The sequence below is a fragment of the Streptomyces sp. NPDC015127 genome (assembly GCF_043080095.1).
GTDB lineage: Bacteria > Actinomycetota > Actinomycetes > Streptomycetales > Streptomycetaceae > Streptomyces.
This window is the reverse complement of the sequence record NZ_JBIBVE010000007.1, coordinates 89,092-104,301: the sequence shown is the minus strand read 5'-3', so window position 1 is coordinate 104,301 and position 15,210 is coordinate 89,092. Positions and strand designations below refer to the sequence as shown.

Annotated in this window: 14 protein-coding genes; 9 read left to right on the top strand and 5 right to left on the bottom strand. The window is 74.0% G+C overall.

Annotated features, from left to right (window positions below):
- Nucleotides 1–56 precede the first annotated feature (56 nt).
- Nucleotides 57–911: a trypsin-like serine protease gene (locus ACF08N_RS15615; RefSeq protein ID WP_392325142.1), complete on the top strand. Its 855-nt coding sequence runs from the start codon at nt 57–59 to the stop codon at nt 909–911.
- Nucleotides 912–1,143: 232 nt separating this feature from the next.
- Here ACF08N_RS15615 and ACF08N_RS15610 read toward each other — a convergent pair whose 3' ends face one another.
- Nucleotides 1,144–2,712 carry a glycerol-3-phosphate dehydrogenase/oxidase gene (locus ACF08N_RS15610; RefSeq protein WP_392325141.1) on the bottom strand — a complete coding sequence of 523 codons (1,569 nt, stop codon included), beginning with the start codon at nt 2,710–2,712 and terminating at the stop codon, nt 1,144–1,146.
- Nucleotides 2,709–3,308 carry a TetR/AcrR family transcriptional regulator gene (locus tag ACF08N_RS15605; protein ID WP_392325140.1) on the bottom strand — a complete coding sequence of 200 codons (600 nt, stop codon included), beginning with the start codon at nt 3,306–3,308 and terminating at the stop codon, nt 2,709–2,711. Before ACF08N_RS15605 ends, ACF08N_RS15610 begins: the two co-directional genes overlap by 4 nt.
- Before the next feature lie 73 nt (nt 3,309–3,381).
- Between ACF08N_RS15605 and ACF08N_RS15600 the strand changes: the two genes are divergently transcribed.
- The 3 genes from ACF08N_RS15600 to ACF08N_RS15590 are packed head-to-tail and all read left to right on the top strand — an operon-like array spanning nt 3,382 to nt 6,245.
- Nucleotides 3,382–4,977, top strand: coding sequence for an FAD-binding oxidoreductase (locus ACF08N_RS15600; RefSeq protein ID WP_392325139.1), 1,596 nt, complete (start codon nt 3,382–3,384; stop codon nt 4,975–4,977).
- 29 nt (nt 4,978–5,006) lie between these two features.
- Complete coding sequence (locus ACF08N_RS15595) at nt 5,007–5,888, top strand: diacylglycerol/lipid kinase family protein (protein WP_392325138.1); 882 nt, start codon at nt 5,007–5,009, stop codon at nt 5,886–5,888.
- A 54-nt stretch (nt 5,889–5,942) separates the two neighbouring features.
- Complete coding sequence (locus ACF08N_RS15590; RefSeq protein ID WP_215179887.1) at nt 5,943–6,245, top strand: hypothetical protein; 303 nt, start codon at nt 5,943–5,945, stop codon at nt 6,243–6,245.
- Between the two features lie 67 nt (nt 6,246–6,312).
- On the opposite strand, the gene ACF08N_RS15585 is transcribed toward ACF08N_RS15590, so the two are convergent.
- Nucleotides 6,313–8,322: a GTP-binding protein gene (locus ACF08N_RS15585; protein WP_392325137.1), complete on the bottom strand. Its 2,010-nt coding sequence runs from the start codon at nt 8,320–8,322 to the stop codon at nt 6,313–6,315.
- Nucleotides 8,323–8,590: 268 nt separating this feature from the next.
- Between ACF08N_RS15585 and ACF08N_RS15580 the strand changes: the two genes are divergently transcribed.
- Nucleotides 8,591–10,054: a helix-turn-helix domain-containing protein gene (locus ACF08N_RS15580; RefSeq protein WP_392325136.1), complete on the top strand. Its 1,464-nt coding sequence runs from the start codon at nt 8,591–8,593 to the stop codon at nt 10,052–10,054.
- 122 nt (nt 10,055–10,176) lie between these two features.
- On the top strand, nt 10,177–11,937 hold the full coding sequence (locus ACF08N_RS15575) for a methyltransferase domain-containing protein (protein ID WP_392325135.1): 1,761 nt from the start codon (nt 10,177–10,179) through the stop codon (nt 11,935–11,937).
- 45 nt (nt 11,938–11,982) lie between these two features.
- On the opposite strand, the gene ACF08N_RS15570 is transcribed toward ACF08N_RS15575, so the two are convergent.
- On the bottom strand, nt 11,983–12,495 hold the full coding sequence (locus ACF08N_RS15570) for a hypothetical protein (protein WP_392325387.1): 513 nt from the start codon (nt 12,493–12,495) through the stop codon (nt 11,983–11,985).
- Between the two features lie 222 nt (nt 12,496–12,717).
- A complete protein-coding gene (locus ACF08N_RS15565) occupies nt 12,718–13,434 on the bottom strand; it encodes a UdgX family uracil-DNA binding protein (RefSeq protein ID WP_392325134.1) in 717 nt (238 codons plus the stop codon).
- Nucleotides 13,435–13,596: 162 nt separating this feature from the next.
- Between ACF08N_RS15565 and ACF08N_RS15560 the strand changes: the two genes are divergently transcribed.
- From ACF08N_RS15560 to ACF08N_RS15550, 3 genes are all read left to right on the top strand, one after another.
- Nucleotides 13,597–13,827, top strand: coding sequence for a DUF6480 family protein (locus ACF08N_RS15560; RefSeq protein WP_392325133.1), 231 nt, complete (start codon nt 13,597–13,599; stop codon nt 13,825–13,827).
- 96 nt (nt 13,828–13,923) lie between these two features.
- On the top strand, nt 13,924–14,469 hold the full coding sequence (locus ACF08N_RS15555) for a DUF5709 domain-containing protein (RefSeq protein WP_392325132.1): 546 nt from the start codon (nt 13,924–13,926) through the stop codon (nt 14,467–14,469).
- A 9-nt stretch (nt 14,470–14,478) separates the two neighbouring features.
- Nucleotides 14,479–15,150 carry a phosphoribosyltransferase gene (locus tag ACF08N_RS15550; protein WP_392325131.1) on the top strand — a complete coding sequence of 224 codons (672 nt, stop codon included), beginning with the start codon at nt 14,479–14,481 and terminating at the stop codon, nt 15,148–15,150.
- Nucleotides 15,151–15,210 lie beyond the last annotated feature (60 nt).

Below are 15,210 nucleotides of genomic sequence, written 5' to 3'. Positions count from 1 at the left end.
GATTCCCGTCCGCCCACATCGAAGGGTCCGACTTGACTGCCCTGCCCCTACGTCCGATGGCCGTCACCGCTGCGGCCTGCGCCGTCGTGCTCGCCGCGGCTCTGCCGTCGTCGGCGATCAACTCGTACAACGCGACGCCCGCGCCCGAGCGCACCGAAGTCGGCGCTCTGGTCGCCACCTGGGACGCCGACGACGATCCGGCGACCCCGGACCGCGTCGACTGGGTCTGCTCCGGCACCATGATCGACAAGGACACGTTCCTCACCGCCGCACACTGCACCACGGACTGGCCGGAGAACGTGAAGTTCTACGTCTCCCTCGACCAGGACGTGCAGGCCGGTCTCGACAAGGCCGCCGCCCAGCACCCGGGCGACCCCGCGGCCGTGGCGCGTGCCGTCGGCGTCCAGGGCACCGCCCACAATCACCCGGAGTACCCGGGTCCGGCCTCCGACACGCGCGACATCTCGGTGATCGAGCTGTCCGCCGCCCAGGTCAAGGCGCGCTGGTCGTTCACCCCGGCGACGCTGCCCAAGGCCGGTGCCCTCGACGCGGCCGGGCCGCAGGGGCTGAACGACACGTCGTTCCTCGTCGCCGGCTACGGCACCGAGGAGTCCCACCGCGGCCCCGGCGGCCACACCCACCCGGGCGGAGGCGTCCGGATGAAGGCCCCGGTCACCTTCGACGCGCTGAACAACTCCTGGGTACGCCTGGCCATGACCGCACCGCAGGGCAACGGCGGTGCGTGCTACGGCGATTCGGGCGGGCCGAACTTCGCCACGCTGGGCGGGAAGCCGACCCTCGTCTCCACGACGATCACGGGCGACTCGCCGTGCTACGCGACGAACGTGACGTACCGTCTGGACACCCCGGGGGCCCGGGCGTTCCTGGCCCCGTTCGTCCAGCTCCCGTAGCAGCCGCAGGCCCCGAAGGCGGGGCGTGACCGTGGTGGGGCGCCCCTAGGGGCTGTCCGGCGGATCAGGGTCGGATAGGACGCGGCGTCTGGTGCGGTGCATCGCAAGGCGCCGGAGTGCCCTGATAGCGGAGCTATCCGGGCATTTCGGCAACGCAGCGAGGTGCCGTGCCAGGCGTCGTGGCCCCGGCCAAGATCCGCCGGACAGCCCCTAGGGCGCCCCACCACACGTGTCAGGAGCTGTAGGCCAGCGCGTCGCGGGCGGCGCCGTGAGCCGCGTGCCGGTCGTCGGTCACGAGGCCGATACGGGTGCGGCGGTCGAGGAGATCCGACGCGTCGAGGGCCCCTTCGTGGCGGACCGCCCAGACGAGCTCGGCGCCGGTGACGGGGTGGCCGGAAATCACCGGGCGCGCCAGGGACGGGTCCGCCAGGCCGAGGGCGTGGACGGCCGGCGCCTCGGAGCCGTACCGGCGGACGAGGCGGCGGGGGACGTCCAGCTGCGCGAGGGCGCGGGGGTGGTCGGCGCCGACGAGCGGGAGGGCGGCGGTGCGGCAGGGGCCGCAGCGGAGGCCGCGGGCGAGTACGGCGGCGTCGACGGCGTCCTGCGCCATGCGCCGGTACGTGGTGAGCTTGCCGCCGACGACCGTGACGACACCGTCGGGCGAGGTGAGGACCGCGTGCCTGCGGGAGATGTCGGCGGTGCGGCCCGGTCCGCCGCCCGTGTCGAGCAGGGGGCGCAGTCCGGCGAAGGCCCCGACGACGTCGGCGCGGCCGAGGCGGACATCGAGGGCGGAGCCGAGGACGTCGAGGAGGAAGCCGATGTCCGTCTCGGGCACCTCGGGCACGTCGGGGACGCTGCCCTCCACCGGTTCGTCGGTCAGGCCGACGTACACCCGCCCGTCGCCCTGCGGCAGGACGAGTACGAAGCGGTTGGTCTCGCCGGGGATCGGGATGTGCAGGCCCGCGGAGAGGCTGTCCAGGTCGTCGGAGCGCAGCACGAGGTGGGTGCCGCGCGAGGGGCGCAGCCGGATGTCCTCGACGAGTCCCCCGGCCCAGACCCCGGCGGCGTTGACGACGGTGCGGGCGCGGATGCGCAGTTCCTCGCCGGTGGTCTCGTCGCGGACGACGGCGCCGGTGCCGGTGAGCGCGAGGGCGCGGACGCGGGTGAGGACGCGGGCGCCGTGGGCGGCGGCGGTGCGGGCGATCGCGGTCACCAGGCGGGCGTCGTCGGTGAGTTGGCCGTCCCAGGACAGCAGCCCGCCGCGCAGGCCGGTGGCGCGCAGGGCGGGTGCCAGGTGGCGGGTCTCCACGGCCGACAGGGCGCGCGGTGCGGGCAGGGTGGCGCGTGAGGTGCGGGCGGCCGCGCGCAGCAGGTCGCCGGCCCGGAAGCCGGCCCGGGCGAGCGCGGCCTGGCCGCGGCTGACGAGGGGGGTCAGCGGCAGGACGAAGGGCTGGGCGCGGACCAGGTGGGGGGCGGTGCGTTCCATGAGGACACCGCGTTCGACGGCGCTTTCGTGGGCGACGTCGAGCTGGCCGGTGGCGAGGTAGCGCAGCCCGCCGTGGATGAGCTTCGAGCTCCAGCGGGAGGTGCCGAAGGCGAGGTCGTGCGCGTCGACGGCGGCGACGGTGAGGCCGCGGGAGGCGGCGTCGAGCGCGGCTCCGGCTCCGGTGGCGCCGAGTCCGACGACGAGTACATCGACGACGCTGCCCTCGGTGCCGTCGGCGAGTTCCGCGAGTTCCCGGCGGCGCCGTGCGGCGTTGAGGGACGAGGCGGGCAGGGCGGGGCTGCTCGGGCGGGTCATGGGGTCAGGGTCCTCTCCAGTACGGTCCGCAGCTCGTCGAGGAAGGCGGTGTCGCTCAGTTCGGGGTCGGCCTCTTCGGTCATCGTGCGCAGCGAGAGCGTGAAGGACTGGACGACGAGCAGCAGTGAGCGGGCCTGCCGGCCGGTGTGCACGCGGCGGACGGAGCCGTCCTCGTGGCCCTCGTCGAGCGCCTGCGTGATGAGGCCGAGGAGGGCGTCCTGGCTGGCTCCGCGGCGGTCGATGACGTAGGGCAGCAGCAGCTCGGGGTCCACGTCGAGGATCTTGTGGAACAGGGGGTGCGCGCGGAACGCGGTGACCCCGGCGACGAGTCCGTCGACGATGCGTGCCCGCACGGGGGTGTCCGGTGCGGGGTCGGGCATGGCGCCGACGGCGAGGGCGATCCACTCACGGGTCATCAGGTCGCCGACGAGTGTGCGCACGTCGGGCCAGCGGCGGTAGAGCGTCATCCGGGACACCCCGGCGCGCCGGGCCACGTCGGTCAGGGTCGTGCGGCGTACGCCGACGGCGAGGACGCAGTCGCGTGCGGCGTCCAGCACGGCATCCGCGTCCGCATGGTTGTGACGAATGGGCGTCATCTGTCACAGTGTAATGCAGTGCCGGCCGCGCGGCAGTGCACCCCCGCGAAACCGACGGTGAGGAAGAGTCGAAGTGGACATGTTGTGGAGCGGCTGGGGCGACCCGGCCAAGGCGGCCCCCCTGCCCGGCACGGTGATCGGCCTGCTGCGCGATCTGCTCGGCGTCACCCCCCGCGAGAGCGGACCCGCCTCGCTCGACGCCGTCGAGGCGCCCGCCTCCCCGCTCCCGGACAGTGCGCGCGAGGCCCTGGCCGCCTGCGTGGGCGGCACCGCGCACGTGCGCCTGGACGCCGAGAGCCGCATCCGGCACACCCGCGGCAAGTCCACCCCCGACCTGCTGCGCATCCGCGCCGGCGAGGTCGACGACATACCGGCCGCGGTCCTGCTGCCCGGCAGCCACGACGAGGTGCTCGCCGTACTGCGCGCCTGCGCCGAACACGGCCTGTGCGCCGTGCCGTTCGGCGGCGGCACCTCCGTCGTCGGCGGACTCGCGCCGGAGGCGAAGCGACCGTTCGTCGCGCTCGATCTGCGCCGGCTCGACGGGCTCCTCGCCCTCGACGAGGTCTCCCGCACCGCCACCGTCCAACCGGGCCTGCGCGGCCCGCAGTGCGAGGCGCTGCTGAACGATCGGGGCTGGACGCTCGGCCACTTCCCGCAGTCGTTCGAGTGGGCCACCGTCGGCGGATTCGCCGCGGCGCGCTCCAGCGGCCAGGCGTCGGCCGGCTACGGCCGCTTCGACGAGATGGTCCTCGGCCTCACGCTCGCCACCCCCGAGGGCACGCTGGAGACCGGCCGTGCGCCCCGCTCGGCGGCGGGCCCGGACCTGCGGCAGCTGGTCCTCGGTTCCGAGGGCGCGTTCGGCGTGATCACCGCGGTGACGGTGCGGATCCGCCCCCTGCCGCAAAGGCGCGTCTACGAGGGCTGGCGCTTCGCCACGTTCGAGGCGGGGGCGGCCGCCCTGCGCCGGCTCGCGCAGGACGGGCCGCGGCCCACGGTGCTGCGCCTGTCGGACGAGACGGAGACGTTCATCGGCCTGGCCCAGCCGGACGCCATCGGCAGCGCCGAGGCCCCGCAGGGAGCGGGCTGCATGGCCATCGCGGGCTACGAGGGCACCGAGGAGGACACGGCGACCCGGCGCGCGGCGGCCCGGGAGGTCCTGCTCGCCTGCGGCGGCGAGTTCGTCGGCGAGGAGCCGGGCGACCGCTGGGAGCACGGCCGGTACAACGCCCCGTACCTGCGCGACGCGCTGCTGGACGCGGGCGCGTTCGCCGAGACGCTGGAGACGGCCGCCTTCTGGTCCGCCCTGCCCGGACTGTACGCGGCGGTGCGCCAGGCCCTCACCGCCACGCTGACCGAGGCGGGCACCCCGCCACTGGTCATGTGCCACATCTCGCACGTGTACGAGAACGGCGCCTCCCTGTACTTCACCGTCGTCTCCGCCCAGGGGGACGACCCGGTCGCGCACTGGGAGCCGGCGAAGCGGGCGGCGTGCGACGCGATCCTGGCGGCGGGCGGCACCATCAGTCACCACCACGGGGTGGGCACCGACCACCGCGACTGGTACACAGCGGAGATCGGGCCGGTGGGCATCCGCATGCTGCAGGCCGTCAAGGCCGAGATCGACCCGGCCGGGGTCCTCAGCCCCGGCGTCCTCCTTCCCGTCCGCTGACCTGTTCCCGCCGTCCGGAGGCGCATCCCATGCGAGAGTTCACCGCCGTCGTCAACCCGACCGCGGGCGGTTCCAGCGGTACGGCCGCCCTGCTCCCCGTGGCCCGGCTCCTGCGGGAGGCGGGGGCGCGGCTCGATACCGTCTACAGCCGCAGCCTGGAGCACGCCCGGGAGCTCGCCCGGCAGGCCGGTGAGCGGGGCCATGTCGTCCTGGCCGTGGGCGGCGACGGGATGGCGGGCTGCGTCGGCGGGGCGCTCAGCGGCACGGACACCGTGTTGGGCCTGGTCCCGGCCGGCCGGGGCAACGACTTCGCCCGCGCCCTCGGCCTGCCCACCGACGCCCCGCGGCTGGCGGAGGTGCTGCTGCGGGGCACGCCGAGGGCCGTGGACACCATCGAGGTCACCTCGTCGGCGCACGCCGGGGTCTCCGTCCTCGGAAGCGTGTACGCCGGGGTCGACGCGGTCGCCAACCGGCACGCCAACACCTCCCGGCTGCTGCGGGGAGCCGCGTCGTACTACGCCGGTGGGCTGCGGGCGGTCATGGCGTGGCGGCCCGCCTCGTACCGGATCACGGTCGACGGAGTGGTGCACGAGCGCCGCGGCTACACGGTGGTGGCGGCCAACTCCGGCTTCTACGGCTTCGGCCGGCAGATCGCCCCGGGGGCGCGGCTCGACGACGGGGTGCTGGACGTGGTCGTGATCCAGGACGCCCCCAAGCGGCTGTTCTTCACGATGATGAACGAGCTGAAGACCGGCGCCCACGTGACGCGACCGCAGGTGGAGATCCTGCGGGGCGAGGAGGTCCGCATCGAAGCGGACCGCCCTATTCCGTACGGCGCGGACGGGGAGGTCGACGCGGTGCTGCCGGTGACGGCGAGGGTGCAGCCTGGGGCGCTCGGTGTCCTGTGCTGAAACCGTCCTGCCGCGCCAGTAGCGATCAAGCGGGAACAGTGTGACGTTGGATGCATGAGCTGGGCATCCTGGACTACTCCTGGCGTGTATTCGGGCCGTGGCGGCGTGCTCACCGAGGAGGTCGGTGTCGTCACGGGCGACCTCACCGTGCACACCACCTGGGTGGACGGCGAGGCGTCCGTGACGGTGCAGTACACGGGCGCGGCCGACTGGTTCACGGTGTCGGGAAGTCCGGCGCCGTGCCCGTCGGAGGCCGCGAGCCGCGACCTGCACGACGCGGTGATCGCGGCGGTGCGCGGACCCACGACGGCGACAGTGCCCGCCCTGCCGCAGGCATCCCCCGGCGTCGGCGGCTGACACCCCCGCCGGGTGCCGCCTCGACGGCGGGCGGCGTCGCCGAGGCGATACGCGCGGCGGGCCGCCGTCAACGGTGCTCGTCCCGGGCTCCGGTACGCCGCACGACCCGCAGGAGGTACTTGCGGCGGTCCAGGGGGTCGTGGTCCGAGCGGGGCCGGCTGGGCGGCGGGCCCTGGAGCGGCCGATAGCGGGCGAAGGAGCTCTCCAGCATGCCCTCGCCGCTGGTCAGCGCGGGCAGTTGGCGCTCCACCGCGTGCACGGACGCGGCGGGCAGCTCGCCCTCGATCACGTACGAGGAGCCCTTGACGGACGACGTCCGCGGGAGGGCCCGCAGGCGCGTCAGCATGGGGAGCACCGCGCCGTACACGTCCGAGGGGACCTCCAGACGGAAGTCGTGCATCGGCTCGTGGACCTCGGTGCCCGCCTGCCGGAGCGCGCTCATCAGGACGAGCGGGGTGAGGTTGCGGAAGTCACCGGCCGTGCTGGACATGCTCTTGTCGAAGACGGCATGGGCATGGCTCTGACGAGGTGCGTAGCCGGAGTGCGTCAGGGTGACGACGCAGTCCGGGATCTCCCAGCCGTTGAGCCCCTGGCGCAGCGTCTCCCGGACGGTCTCCTCGACTGCCTTGATGAACGCGTAGGGCATGGAGCCCAGTTCGACCTCCAGCCGGAACTCCACACCCGAGCCCGCGGGCGCCGGCTCGGCCCGCAGACCGACCGTGGCGAGGAACGGGTTCGGATCGACGTCCAGGAATTCCGCGGCGGCGCCGGTCCCCACGAGGCGTTCCACATGGATCGTCGTCGTCTCGCGGAAGGCCACGTCGATGCCGAAGACGTCGGCCAAGGTGGCCTGAACAACCTCCTTCTGCACCTCGCCGTAGAGCGAGACCGAGATCTCCTGCCGCAGTTCGTCCCGGTGCAGGCCGATCAGCGGGTCCTGCTCGGCGAGTTGAGTGAGGGCGGTGTGCAGGGCTCCCCGGTCGCCGGGCTGTTGGGCGACGACGATCGTCTCCAGCGTGGGTGGCGCGAAATGGCGGCCGGCCGCCCGCGCCGGTCCCGGTGCGCCGATCGCGTCTCCGACGCGGATCGCCCCGAGCCCCCGCAGCATGGCGATCTGCCCTGCCGAGACGGCGTCACGGGGTACGGCCGCACCGTGCTCGAACACGCTGATCCCGGTGACCTTGCCCGTTGTTCCGCCGCTGCCGAAGGGCAGCGTGTCCCGGACCCGTACGGTGCCGGAGAACATGCGGACGTACGCCGTCTTCTCCCCCGCGGGGCCGCGCTCGACCTTGAACACGGTGCCCGAGACCTGGCCGTCGGCGTCCGCGGGCGCGGTCGGGAGCAGTTCGGTGATCGCGCCGATCAGCGCGTCGGTCCCGGCTCCCGTGATCGCGGAGCCGAAGAGCACGGGGTGCACGAGCCCGCGGCGGGTCTGCGCGGCGAGCTCGCTGTGCAGCCGGGCGCCGGGAACGGCGTCGGCGTCGCCGTCGACGTAGGCGGCGAGGAGGGCGTCGTCGTGCTCGGCGAGGAGCGCGGTCAGCTCGGAGCGGAAGGCGGGGCCGGTGCGGGGGCGGCTGACCGCGCCCTGGGTGCCGAGCCCGCCGGTGGCACTCATCGCGATGTGCGCCGGCGTCAGCTTCTCGCCGATCGCGCGCAGCAGGCTCTCGTACCGGGCACCGCGGCGGTCGATCTTGTTGACGAAGATCAGCGTGGGGATGCGCAGCCGCTGCAACGTGCGCATCAGGAGGCGGGTCTGCGCCTGGACGCCCTCGACGGCGGAGACCACGAGCACCGCGCCGTCGAGAACGCCGAGGGCTCGCTCGACCTCGGCGATGAAGTCGGGATGGCCCGGTGTGTCGATCAGATTGACGGTGATGTCGTCGACGTCGAAGGAGGCCACGGCCGCCTTGATGGTGATGCCGCGCAGCCGCTCCAGGTCCAGCGAGTCGGTCCGCGTGCTTCCGTCGTCGACGCTGCCGAGCTCGTCGATGACGTGCGTGGCGTGGAGCAGCCGCTCGGTCAGGCTTGTCTTGCCGGCGTCAACATGCGCCAGGATTCCGAGGTTCAGCGTATGCACGAAGTGTCATGTCCTTGAGATGGGGGGCGTTTCCTTCCGGGAGGGACATGAGAGTTCCGCGCATGATCAGTGCTCCTGGGTCGGGTCGGTCGTGAGGCCCGTCGCTCGGGCCCGTGCAGTGCAGCAGACACGCGTCGGACCGGACAACCGAATAAGTGCCGGCATCACCTCCCCTGCGCCGGCGGTGGAACCGTTCCACCGGTGCTGACGTGGGGTTTCGGTAGTGGGGTGAAACAACTCCCGGGCGGGACCGAGTGGAGGACCGGCAGTGACGGACACACCGAGAGGGGCATCGACCGAGGCCTTCGCACGGCGGCTGCACGACCTGCGCGGCCGATCGGGTCGCACCTACGGGGCGTTGGCGCGGCGCATGGGGGTCGGTGCGGCAACGCTGCACCGCTACTGCTCGGGGCAGACGGTCCCGATGGACTTCGCACCGGTGGAGCGGCTGGCGCGGCTGTGCGGCTGCGGGAGCGACGAACTGGTGGAGCTGCACCGGCTGTGGGTCCTGGCGGACGCGGACCGCGGCGTACGGCGGGAGACCGGCACGGCGGAGGCGACGGCGGCCGCCACCGCGGAAACCGCTGCCGAGGCCGACTCGTCCTCGGAGGCCGTGACGGGCGCCGCCGCTGCCGCTGACCGGGATGCGGGGACGCCGCCTGCCGCCGACGCGTTCCCGGAAGCCCTTTCCGCCGCCCACCGGGATCCGGAGGCCGCGCCCGCCCTCGACGCGGCCCTCGAGGCCGTGACGAGCGCCGTTGCCGTCGCGGGCGCGGGGGCAGCCCGGCCCACGCGCGTGCCCCTGCGCTCCCGTCGCCCCGCTCTCGTCGCCTCCTCGGCCGCCGCGCTCTCCCTGCTCGCCCTGCTCGCCGTACTGGCCGGCTTCCGCGAGCTCGGCCCCGGCGGTGACATCTCCGTGGGCCGCGGCGGGCAGGACCGGGATCCGGCCGTCTCCGTGCCGCCGACGCGTCCCCGTACCTCCCCGCCCGGTCCGCCCGCGGCCGCGGGGTCCGCGACCGCCGGTCCGCGGCCGCGCTCCGACGAGCGGACCGGATCCGGCACGACGGCTCCCGGGCACACCGGCGGAACGCAGGGCACCGGCACACCGTTCGCCTGGACCGTCGACGACCACATCTGGCGCAACGGCTGCGATCACGCGTATCTGCTGGACCGCGACCCCGCCGCCGTGCCGCCACCGCCCGCACAGGCCGACGCGGCGTCATGGGCCGCCTCCCTGGGGGCCCTTCACGCAGGCGAGACCCAGGTGCGCATCACGGTGCGGGGCAAGGGACCCGAGGCCGTCGTGCTGGAGTCGCTGCACGTCCGCGTGGTGGAGCGCCGGACTCCGCCCGAGCAGGCCGTGTACCGCACGAGCTCCGGATGCGGAGGAGCGCTGACGCCGCGTCTGTTCGACGTAGACCTCGACGCGTCCCGTCCCGTGGCCCGTCCACAGCCGGGCAACGACTCCGGGACGCCGCTCCCCGCCGTGTCCTTCCCGTACACGGTCTCCGCATCCGATCCGGAGTCGCTGCTGGTGAGCGGCCGCACGGTCGCGTGCGACTGCGACTGGTACCTGGAACTGCGCTGGAGCAGCGGCGAGCGCGGCGGCAGCGTGCGGATCGACGACGACGGCAGACCGTTCCGTACCAGCGGCGTGCGGGGGCGGCCCGTCCACGACTACGACTACGGCCTGGGCCGGTGGGTGGCGGCGTCCGGGGACGGCTCCGGCTGACATCGAGCGGCCCGACGCGCCGGCGGCGGGCCCGCCGGCCGTGATTTTTGCGGAGTCGGCAAGTTTCTTTGCCAGCGACTGAGGCGTGGGCGGAGTATCGCCGTGAAACGGAGGTACGAGGCATGAGGGCTTTCGCAGCAGAGACAGGGACCACAGGGTCCGGGGACACGGAGCCGCACTACGACGTGGTGGTCGTCGGCGGTGGCGCGGCGGGACTGAGCGGGGCGCTGGCGCTGGTCCGCGCGCGGCGCTCGGTGCTCGTGATCGATTCGGGCCGCCCGCGCAACGCACCCGCGGGACACGTCCACGCCTTTCTGACCCGGGACGGCACGCCGCCGGCGCAACTGCTCGCGTCCGGGCGTGATGAGGTGGCCGGCTACGGCGGCGAGTTCGCCGAGGGCCGGGTGGCCTCGGCCGAGCGCCTGGCGGACGGCGGCTTCCGCGTCGTGCTCGACGACGGGTCCTCCGTCGTCGCGGCCCGGCTGCTGGTGGCCACCGGCGTCGTCGACGAACTGCCCGACGTGCCGGGCCTCGCCGAGCGGTGGGGGCGCGATGTGCTGCACTGCCCGTACTGCCACGGCTGGGAGGTGCGCGACCGGGCGATCGGCATCCTCGCGACCGGCCCGCTCGCGGCGCAGCAGGCGCTGATGTGGCGGCAGTGGTCCAAGGACGTGACGCTCTTCCTGCACACCGGGCCCGACCCGGACGACGAGGAGTACGAGCAGTTGGCGGCGCGCGAGATCACGGTGGTGGACGGGCGGGTCACCGGTCTCGATGTCGGGGCCGGTGCCGAGGGCGGCGCGTTGCGGGGTGTCCGTCTGGAGGGCGGGCGCGTCGTGGGATGCGATGCCCTGGTCGTCGCGCCGCTGTCCACCGCACGGGTCGGCGCGTTCGCCGGGCTGGGCCTGGAGGCGGTCGAGCACCACCGGAACGGCGCCGTGGTGGGCACCCGCCTTCCCGCCGACGAGAACGGCGCGACCGCCGTCCCCGGCGTGTGGGTGGCGGGCAACGCCACTGCTCCGGCGGACAAGGTCGCCGGCGCTGCGGCCGCCGGGGTGCGCGCCGCGGTGGCGATCAACGCCGATCTGATCTCCGATGAAACCCGCCGGGCGGTGGCCGACCGCCGGTCCCCGCTCAACCGGCCGACCGGGCGGAAAGCCGACCGCCGGTCCCCGCTTGCCGAGCCGACCGGGCCGGAGGCTGCCCACCGGTCCCCGTCCTGCCCGCAGACCGAGGAGCACCCGCAGATGACCGACAGCAATGCGACGGGCGCCGAGTTCTGGGACGCCCGCTACAGCGAGAGCGAGCGGATCTGGAGCGGCAATCCGAACACCGCACTCGTCCGCGAAGCCACCGGCCTGCGGCCCGGTACGGCGCTCGACCTGGGCTGCGGGGAGGGCGCCGACACGATCTGGCTCGCGCAGCGCGGCTGGCGCGTGACCGCGACCGACATCTCCGCGGTGGCCCTGGAACGCGCGGCCCGTCATGCCGAGGAGGCGGGGGTCGCCGACGCCGTCGACTGGCGGCAGTCGGACCTCGCCGTGTCGTTCCCGGCCGGCGAGTTCGACCTGGTCTCCGCGCACTACCTGCACTCCCCGGGCGACCTGCCGCGCGAGGACATCCTGCGCAGGGCGGCCGCGGCGGTCGCACCCGGCGGCGTCCTGCTGATCGTCGGTCACAGCGGGCCCGCCCCGTGGGAGACCACCACGCACGAGGGCGTGCCGCTCCCGACGCCGCAGGAGGTCCTGGACTCGCTGGACCTGCCCGAGGAGGGCTGGGAGGTGCAGCGCTGCGAGGAGTTCGAGCGCAAGCAGAACGACCCGGAGGGGCGGCCCGGCACGCGGACCGACAACGTGCTGAGGGTCCGGCGCCTGCCCGTCTGAACCCTGGCTGGTCACGGGGGCCCCGACCGCCCGGTCGGGGCCCGGTCATGCCTGGCCGAGCAGGAACGCGGCCCCTGTGGCGGCGCCGAGAGCCGCCCCGGCCGCGGTCTGGGCGGCCGTGTGGTAGCCGAGGGCGACGCGCGACCAGCACACGGCGACGGCCATCGGGTACGCGGCCAGCCACCACGGCGAGTGGACGGCGGCGGCCAGTGCCACGGCCGCGGAGGCGACGGCCGAGTCCACGCTGATCTTCCAGACGGAGTTCACGGTCAGCAGGACGACGGTCATGGCCCACAGGGCGATCATGGCCACGAGGACCCCTCTGGGTGCACCGCCCAGGACCATCACCAGGGAACCGGTCCCGATCGAACCGAGGATGACCAGGAAGATGGGCGCCCGCTGGGTGCGGTCCACGACGTGCCGGTCGCCCCAGGTGCCGCGCCTGCGTTCCCATTCGATGTACGCGGCGGGGACGACCCCCGCGCACAGTGCCCCGAGAAGGCCCCACAGGACACCGGTCCAGTGGCCGCCCGCGGCGGCCAGACCAATGCCGGTCATGCCGGCGAGCAGGACGTTGCGGGGCTGGAGGACGTTCGTGACGTGGCGGGCCACGTCGGTCGTGTTCTGCGGGGCGCCGGCGTACACGGGTCCCTCTCCGGGATCGGGGCGGCGTGCGGCTGTCCCGTACGGCAGACGGCAGGGGGACAGGCCGCACGGCTGACCGCGTGATCGTAAGCCCCGCCCGCAGGGGCGCGGGCGCCGGGCCCGCCGACCGGCCGCTCAGGCCAGTACGTCGGCGGCCACCCGCAGGTCGGCGATCAGCCCGCTGTACGCCGCCTCCCGGTCGTCGGCGCGCAGGACCGATGAGGGGTGGACGGTGGCGATGACGCAGCCCTCGTCGGCGGCGCGCTCGGGCGGCATCCCCTTCTTCTCACCGGACACGTCGATCTTCCCCAGCTCGTCCCAGGGCGGCAGGGGCAGCAGCAGGCCGCGCTGCTCGCTCACCCGGAAGGTGCCGCCGAGCAGCGCCTTCCCCGCGGTCGCGCCGAGAGCCATCACCAGGTCGGGGTCCACCACGCGCAGTTCGGCCGCGAGCCAGGGGCGGCAGGCGGTCATCTCCCGCAGGCTGGGCGCCTTGTGGATCCGGCGTTTGCCGCGCTGCGCGGGTTCGAACTTGAAGTGTTTGACGGCGTTCGTGAAGTACGCCGACCTCTCGTCGATGCCCACTTCCCGCAGGGCCTTGCGCAGCAGCCTGCCCGCGGGGCCGACGAACGGCTCCCCGAGCCGGTCCTCCTGGTCCCCCGGCTGCTCGCCGACGATCACGACCCGGGCCGACGAGGTCCCCGCGCCGAACACGGTCCCGGTCGCGTTGCGGAACAGGGGGCAGCCCTCGCAGCCGGCGGCGGCGCGCCGCAGCGTCGGCAGCCCGCCGCGCCGCGGCACGAACGGACCGGCGTCGTAGCCCTCCCCGAGCCGGAGCTCTTCACTGGTGCTCACCGCTCTCGCCTCCCGCCGTGCGGGGTTCGTGTCCTTGTCGGCCGGTTACCCCTGCGGGCCCGCCGTACTCGCGCGGACGCCTCGCCGGGGCGGGCCGCGGACATCCGGCGAACGATCGGGATCGGGGCTGTTGATCCGGGCGATTCCGGGCACTCGCCCCATATGAAGAGCAACGACCCCGATCCCGATCCACGCATCACCCCAGGTCTCGAACCGGGAGGCGGCGTGCCGCCGGGCGAGACACCGCCCGCCGAGTCGAGCGCCGGTTCCGGCGCCGGACCACGGGACGACCTCACACGCGGCTGGACCAAGGGACCACTGTTCATCATCGGCATCGTGGTGGTCCTGTGCGCGGCGTTCTTCCTCGCGTACGCGCTCATCGTGGCGCTGTGAGCACATGACCGGCAGCGGGGGCCCGAGGGCCCGCATCCGTCCGAGAACCCCGGGCGTCCGGAGGACCCCCGGGACCGTCCGAGAAGGGAGTGCACCATGTCCGAAGGCACGGAGCAGGGCGACCGGCCCAGGGACGACGAGGCCCGCGGCGACGACGTGTACCAGCCCACGCACTCGGACGCGCAGAACCGCCCGAGCGACGAGCTCGACATGCAGAACGTGCTCGGCGAGCGCGACCTGGACGACATGATGGCAGAGGGCTACTCGCCACCGGAGCGCCCCTTCGCCGTCGGCCGGTACGGCACCACCGGCGAGGAGCAGCAGGCCGGTGAGACGCTGGACCAGCGGCTCGCCCAGGAGACACCGGATGTGGCTCCGCCCGAGGGCAACGGCATCGGCGACCAGGTGAACGGCAACGGCGAACCGGTCGACGAACTGGCGGGTGACGAACGAGCCGGCCGGCTGGCCGCCGCCGAGGATCCCGCACCGCGCAGGCCCAGCCATGTGGTCGCCCGTGACGTCGGCATCGACGGCGGTGCGGCCTCCGCCGAGGAGGCGGCCATGCACATCACCCGCGACGACCGGCTGGGTGCCGACGAGGAGCCGGGAGCCGGTGAGGAGCGGGAAGCAGGCCGGGAGTGAGGCACAGTCATGCGTTTCCGTGATCGCAGGGCGGCCGGACGGGAACTGGCGGCGGTGCTCGTCGACAGACTGAAGCAGGAGCGGCTGCGCGCCCCCTTCGTCCTGGCACTGCCGCGCGGCGGGGTACCGGTGGCCGACGAGGTCGCCCGGGCACTCGGCGCGCCGCTCGACGTCGTCGTGGCCCGCAAGATCGGTGCCCCGTTCAATCCGGAGCTGGGAGTCGGGGCCCTGGCGGGTGAGGACCCTCCGTTGTACGACGCGCAGACCATGGCCATGCTCGATCTGACCGCCGACCGTCTCGGCGCGCAGGTCGCCGCGGAACGTACCGAGCTCCACCGGCGGGAGGCACTGTACCGGGGGAAGCGGCCCGCGCCCGCGCTGCACAACCGCACGGCAGTCGTCGTCGACGACGGGCTGGCCACGGGGGTGACCGCGCGCGCCGCGGTGCGCGCGGTGCGGGGCATGGACCCCGCGGAGATCGTGGTCGCGGTGCCGGTCTCCGCGAAGGAGCCGGCCGCCGTGCTCAGGGCCGAGGTCGACGACCTGGTGTGCCTGTACACACCGGAGTCGTTCCACTCGGTCGGCCAGTGGTACGAGGACTTCGGCCAGGTCCGCGACGAGGAAGTGATCGGCATCCTGCGGGCCGCGGCGTCGGCGACGCCGCGGGCTTCCGCGAGGTGACGGGCGTGTACGCCCGAGGCCGGGGGACCCGCCTGCCATCGGATCGTGCGCAGACGGACA